A 6152-nucleotide genomic window follows, 5' to 3' on the forward strand; every position below is an offset into this window, starting at 1 on the left:
CGCTGGCCGTGCCGTCGGGCGCGACGTCGTAGGCCCAGCCCAGACCGAGGCGGCGCGCGAGCTGCTCGGTGATCCAGGCGTCCGCCCGCGCCTCGCCCGGCGCCGGCACGGCCTTGCGGCCGAGCTGCACGCAGCGGTCGGTGTTGGTCACGCTGCCGGTCTTTTCGGGCCAGGCGGTGGCGGGCAGCACCACGTCGGCCAGGCAGGCGGTTTCGGTCAGGAAGATGTCCTGCACCACCAGGTGGTCCAGCCGCGCGAGGGCTTCGCGAGCGTGGTGGGCGTCGGGGTCGCTCATGGCGGGGTTTTCGCCCTGGATCAGCATGGCGCGGATCTGGCCGTCATAGGCGGCGTTGACGATCTCCACCACGGTCAGGCCGGGCTCGCTGCCCAGCGTGCCGGCGGGCACGCCCCAGAGCCGTTCGGCCTTCTCGCGCGCGGCGGGTTCGGAGACGCGGTGGTAGTCGGGCAGCACCATGGGAATCAGGCCCGCGTCGCTCGCGCCCTGCACGTTGTTCTGCCCGCGCAGGGGGTGCAGGCCGGTGCCGGGACGGCCGATCTGGCCGGTGATGAGCGAGAGTGCGATCAGGCAGCGCGCGTTGTCGGTGCCGTGGGTGTGCTGGCTGATGCCCATGCCCCAGAGGATCATGGCGCTGCGGGCCGTGGCGTAGGCGCGCGCCACCTCGCGCAGCGTGGCCGCGTCGATGCCGCACACCGGCGCCATGGCCTCGGGGCTGAAATCGGCCACGTGGGCCTTGAGCCGCGCGAAGTCCAGCGTGTGCTGCTCGATGTAGGCGGTGTTCGCCAGCCCTTCGAAGATGATGGTGTGCAGCAGCGCGTTGAGCAGGGCCACGTCGGTGCCCGACTTGAAGCCCAGGTGTTTCCAGGCCTGGCGCGCGAGTTCGGTGCGGCGCGGGTCGATCAGCACGAGTTTCATGCCGCGTTGCTGGATCGCGTTCTTGATCCAGGTCGCGCCCACCGGGTGGTTCTGCGCCGGGTTGGCGCCGATGATGAGCACGACGTCGGCGTGCACCACGTCGCGCAGCGGGTTGGTGACCACGGCCGAGCCCAGGCCCTCCATCAGCGCGGCCACGCTGGAGGCGTGGCACAGGCGGGTGCAGTGGTCCACGTTGTGGGTGCCGAACGCGGAGCGGATCAGTTTCTGGAACAGGTAGGCCTCTTCGTTCGTGCCCTTGGCCGAGCCGAAACCCGCCACCGGCCCCTGGCGGCCGCGCGCGCTGGTGCTGGCCATGGCCCGGCGCAGGCCGCTGGCGGCGGCGTCCAGCGCCTCGTCCCAGGTGGCTTCGCGAAACAGTTCGCGCCAGTCGCGGTGCATCACGCTGGCGGGGTCCCTGGGCGCGTCGGCGCGGCGGATCAGGGGCCGCGTGAGGCGCTCGGGGCTGTGCGCGTAGTCAAAGCCGAAGCGGCCTTTCACGCACAAACGCCCTTCGTTGGCCGGTCCGGCCTTGCCCTCCACGTGGTCGATCCTGCCGTTGCTCACGTGGTAGCTCATCTGGCAGCCCACGCCGCAGAAGGGGCAGACCGAGTCCACCCGCTGCTGCGAGGCTTTGGCGTAGGCGCCGTTGGCGGGGGCGATGGCGCCCGTGGGGCAGGCCTGCACACATTCGCCGCAGGCCACGCAGGTGCTCTCGCCCATGGGGTCGTTCTGGTCGAACACGATCTGCGCATGGCCGCCCCGGAACGCCAGCCCCAGCACGTCGTTGCCCTGCGTCTCGCGGCAGGCGCGGATGCAGCGCGTGCATTGGATGCAGGCGTCGAGGTTCACCGTCATGGCCGGGTGCGATGTGTCAGCACCCCACCGTTCGGGCTGAGCCTGTCGAAGCCCGGCCGCAGTGTGGGTGCGCCCTTCGACGGGCTCAGGGCGAACGGCGTATGCGGCGCGCAAGGGAAAGCGGCCCGGTTGAGCGCCGGCCAGCCCAGCCCAGTGCGCAAGCTCGCTGTCGTGCTTGAGCGCCGTGGTGTCGGGCGCGTCGGCCAGCAGCAGTTCCAGCACCGTTTTCTGCGCCGCGGCGGCGCGCGGGCTGTCGGTGTGAACCACCATGCCCGGTTGCGGCGCGCGGCAGCACGAGGGCGCGAGCACGCGTTCGCCCGCCACCTCGACCACGCAGGCACGGCAGTTGCCGGGGCTGCGCAGGCCGTCCTTGTGGCACAGGTGCGGGATCGTGATGCCCACGCGCTGCGCCACTTTCAGAAGGCTCTCGCCCGGCGCGGCTTCCACCGGCTGGCCGTTGAGCGTGAAGGCGACGGGCGCCATGTCCTGGGGCAGATCGCGGGTGTTCATGCAAGCACCTCGTCAAGGGAGCTGCCATTCACCTCGTGCGGGAAGAACCGCAGCACCGAGTCCATCGGGTTGGGCGCCGCCTGCCCGAGGCCGCAGATGGACGCGTCGCGCATCACCTGCGACAGCTCGGCGAGCAGCGGCGCGTCCCACACCGGTGCCTGCATCAGCCCCACCGCCTGGGTGGTACCGGCGCGGCAGGGCGTGCACTGGCCGCAGGATTCGTGTTCGAAGAATTGCATGAGGTTGAGCGCGGCGTCGCGTGCGCTGTCGTGTTGTCCCAGCACCACCACCGCCATGGATCCGATGAAGGCGCCGTGTTCGGCCAGGGTGTCGAAGTCCAGCGGCACGTCGGCCAGCGCCGCGGGCAGGATGCCGCCCGACGCGCCACCGGGCAGGTAGGCGTACAGCGTGTGGCCCTCGGCCATGCCGCCGGCGTGTTCATCGATCAGTTCGCGCAGCGTGATGCCGGCGGGCGCGAGGTAGACGCCGGGCTGGCGCACGCGGCCCGACACCGAGAAGCGGCGCAGGCCGCTGCGCCCGCGCCGGCCCTGCGCGGCCAGCCAGGCGCCGCCCTGGGCCAGGATCTCGGGCAGCCACCACAGCGTCTCCAGGTTGTGCGCGAGCGTGGGGCGGCCGAACACGCCGTGCGTGGCCACGATGGGCGGGCGCAGGCGCGGCATGCCGCGTTTGCCCTCCAGCGATTCGATCAGCGCCGACTCTTCGCCGCAGATGTAGGCGCCCGCGCCGCGCCGCAGCTCGATCTGCGGCGGCGTGTAGCCGGGGTATTGCGCGGCCAGGCCCTGCAGCCGGGTGCGCAGGGCATCGATCTCGCGCGCCAGCAGGCTGCGCGCGTCGTGGTATTCGTCGCGCAGGTAGAGCCAGATGCGCTCGGCGCCCACCACCTGCGCGGCGATCAGCATGCCTTCGAGCACCTGGGGCGCACCGCCGTGCAGGCTGGTGAGCACGTGGCTGTCCTTGAAGGTTCCGACCTCGCCCTCGTCGATGTTCACCACCATGTAGCGTGGCCCCGGTTGCGCGCGCACGGTTTCCCACTTGCGCCAGGCCGGAAAACCCGCGCCGCCCAGGCCGCGCAGGTTCGAGGTCTTGAGTTCGGCCAGCACCTGCTCGAGCGTGAGCGCGCCCGACAACAGGCGCTGCAGTTGCGGCAGGTCCGAGGCGGTGGGCACCGGCAGCTCGCGCGGCCCGGTCTCGCCCCGGGCCAGCAGGGCCTGCACTTCGTCCACGCTGGCGTGCGGCAGCTGGCGCTGGCCCACGCAGGCGGCCGGCGCCTGGTGGCACTGGCCGATGCAGGGCGCGGCCTGCACCCCCACCGCGCCGTTGCCCGCCAGCCGGGCCTGCAGATCGCTCAGCAGCGAGGCACTGCCCGCCAATGAACACGACAGGCTGGTGCAGACCCGCACCACGGTGGCGGGCACGGGCGCGTCGTCGGCCACGATCTCGAAGTGGTGGTAGAAGCTCGCGACCTCGAACACCTCCACCTGGCTCAGGCGCAGCCGCTCGGCCAGGGCCGCCAGGTGGCCATGGCGCAACGCGCCCTCGGCGTCCTGCAGGCGGTGCAAGTGCTCGATCAGCAGATCGGCCCGCGGCGCCAGCCCCTCGCACAGCGCGGCCACGCGCGCACTGGCCGCGGGCAGGACCTGCCGGCCCTTGGGCGTGAAGCGCGGCCGGGCGCGGCCAGGTGCCCCGACGGGGCGGATGGGGATCACCGGCGCGACCGGCGTGGCACGCGATTCGTGGGGGCTGCTTGTCATGGATTCAGCGTAGCACCGGAGGGGGGATTTAATATGTTTAGCATTTCATAAAGTCGGCCATTCCCCCCACCCCACAAACCCCTGCCCGCATGCTGCGCATCACCCTCCAACCCCAGTGGCGCATCGGCCACGAAGACGCCGCAGCGCTCGACGCCAACACCCTGCTGCGCCTGCTCGCCGCTGTGCAGGACTCGGGCAGCATCTCGCAGGCCGGGCGCGACCTGGGGCTGTCGTACCGGCACGCCTGGGGCCTGGTGCGGCAAGCCGAGCAACTGTTTGGCCAGGCGCTGCTCACCCGCGGGCGGGGCCGCGGCTCGCTGCTGACCGAGCTGGGCCAGCAGCTCATCTGGGCCGACGCCCGCATCGGCGCGCGGCTGCAACCGCTGCTGGAGTCTCTGGCCTCGGAGCTGGAAGGCGCGCTCGGGCGCGTGCAGCGCCGCGAGCGCGGTGTGCCGCGCCTGCACGCGAGCCATGGGTTTGCGGTGGCGGCGCTGCGCGAGCAACTGGCGGCGCGCCAGGTGGCGGTGGAACTGCGCTACCGCAACAGCCTGGAGGCCGTGGCGGCGCTGGCCCAGGGCGACTGCGATCTGGCGGGCTTTCACGTGCCGCTGGGCCCGTTCCAGGCTGCGGCGGCGCAGCGCTACCTGCACTGGCTCCGGCCCGAGACCCACCGGCTGGTGCAGCTGGCCGTGCGCACCCAGGGCCTGTTCGTGGCGCCCGGCAACCCGCTGGGCCTGCACGGTCTGGACGACCTCACCCGCCCGGGGCTGCGTTTCGTGAACCGGCCCGAAGGCTCGGGCACGCGGGTGCTGACCGAGCTGCTGCTGCAGCGCCAGGGCATCGCGCCGCGCCAGATCGCCGGCTACGACAACACCGAACTCACGCACGCCGCCGTCGCCGCCTTTGTGGCCAGCGGCATGGCCGACGTGGGCATCGGCGTGCAGACCGCCGCGCACCGCTTCGGCCTGCACTTCATCCCGCTGCTCAAGGAGCGCTACTTTTTTGCGCTCTCGGCCAGCGCCCTGGAGCGCGACGAACTCAGGCCGGTGCTGGCGGTGCTGCAGTCGCCCGCGTTCCGCGCACGGGTCGCGGCGCTCAAGGGCTACGAAGCCGCCAACACCGGGCGGGTGCTGACGCTGGAAGAAGCGTTCCCGGACTGATACCGACGGGGCGCCTGGACCGGCGGCCCCGGTCAGGCGGGGTTTCGCTGCACGCCCACCGGCACGCGGGCCGCGGCCTCCCAGGCGCCGGAGTGGAACCAGGCGTCGCCATCGAGGTAGGCCCGCAGCATGGGCAGGGCGTCGTGGCCCCAGAACACGCGGCCGTCCACCACCAGCGCGGGCACGCCGAACAGCCCGAGCGCGAGCGCTGCGTCGGTGTTGTCGCGCAGGCGCTGTTTCACGGGCGCGCTGTCCGGCGCGGCCCAAGGCTTCTGGCGCTGGACCATGTGGTCCTGCAGCAGGGTCTGCAGCGCGGCCAGACGCGCCGGGTCGGTGGCGTGATGCCCGCCGCGCCAGACGTGGTGGAACAGCAGTTCGGTCACATAGCGGTTGGTCTCGCCCGGGGCATCGTCGGTGGCGGTGCACAGGCCCAGGCGCAGCAGCGCCAGCGGGTTGAACGGGTGCGCGGCCGGCAGATCCAGCGGCACGCCGTGCTGCTGCGCGAGCCAGCCGATCTGGCGGTAGGTCCAGTCGCGCTTGGCGGGGATTTCGGCCGGCCCGAGCTGGCCGTGGGCCTGGAGCAGCGCGGCGAACAGCACCGGCTTGTAGCGCACCCGCACGCTCAGGCCCATGAGCGCTTCGGGCAGCCGCTCGAAAGCCAGGTAGGCGTAGGGCGAGATCGGGTCGTACCAGAAGCTGATGTCGTGCAGGGTGTCGGTGCTCATGGGTGTGTCTCCACGGTCAATGTGTCACGGTGGCGGAGCGCCGCCCCGCAGCGCATGAAGCGGTCCAGCCCAGGGCACCGCCGGGCCGGCTTTGCCGGACGGCCAGTGCGCCTTGCAGGCCGCAGCCTCGCCAGAGGCGAGGCTTCTTCGGGCCGTCCAAGCCTGCGCAGGCAGGCTCGGAGCCGCGGCCCTCAGC

At 72.2% G+C, this 6152-nt stretch carries 4 protein-coding genes; 1 reads left to right on the forward strand and 3 read right to left on the reverse strand.

The window, feature by feature from the left end; all coding sequences use genetic code 11:
• The coding region (locus V6M57_RS10430) for a molybdopterin-dependent oxidoreductase (RefSeq protein WP_332814925.1) at positions 1–2299 on the reverse strand (2299 nt) is incomplete at its 3' end.
• The gene (locus tag V6M57_RS10435; RefSeq protein WP_332814926.1) at positions 2296–4071 is read right to left on the reverse strand and encodes an NAD(P)H-dependent oxidoreductase subunit E; all 1776 of its coding nucleotides are present in this window, start codon (positions 4069–4071) and stop codon (positions 2296–2298) included. The genes V6M57_RS10435 and V6M57_RS10430, both read right to left, overlap by 4 nt.
• Before the next feature lie 89 nt (positions 4072–4160).
• Here V6M57_RS10435 and V6M57_RS10440 point away from each other — a divergent pair, with 89 nt between their 5' ends.
• Positions 4161–5231, forward strand: a complete 1071-nt coding sequence (locus V6M57_RS10440) for a substrate-binding domain-containing protein (protein ID WP_332814927.1) — start codon at positions 4161–4163, stop codon at positions 5229–5231.
• 32 nt (positions 5232–5263) lie between these two features.
• Here V6M57_RS10440 and V6M57_RS10445 read toward each other — a convergent pair whose 3' ends face one another.
• On the reverse strand, positions 5264–5956 hold the full coding sequence (locus V6M57_RS10445) for a 2-hydroxychromene-2-carboxylate isomerase (RefSeq protein WP_442968811.1): 693 nt from the start codon (positions 5954–5956) through the stop codon (positions 5264–5266).
• Positions 5957–6152: the final 196 nt, after the last annotated feature.

Origin of the sequence: Ramlibacter sp., from assembly GCF_036676645.1 — a bacterium.
In the GTDB taxonomy this organism is placed as follows: domain Bacteria; phylum Pseudomonadota; class Gammaproteobacteria; order Burkholderiales; family Burkholderiaceae_C; genus Ramlibacter.

Bases quoted from the DNA above. Each gene is read 5' to 3' on its own strand.
- V6M57_RS10435 (WP_332814926.1), bottom strand. From the start codon at position 4,071: ATGACAAGCAGCCCCCACGAATCGCGTGCCACGCCGGTCGCGCCGGTG.
- V6M57_RS10445 (WP_442968811.1), bottom strand. From the start codon at position 5,956: ATGAGCACCGACACCCTGCACGACATCAGCTTCTGGTACGACCCGATC.
- V6M57_RS10440 (WP_332814927.1), top strand. From the start codon at position 4,161: ATGCTGCGCATCACCCTCCAACCCCAGTGGCGCATCGGCCACGAAGAC.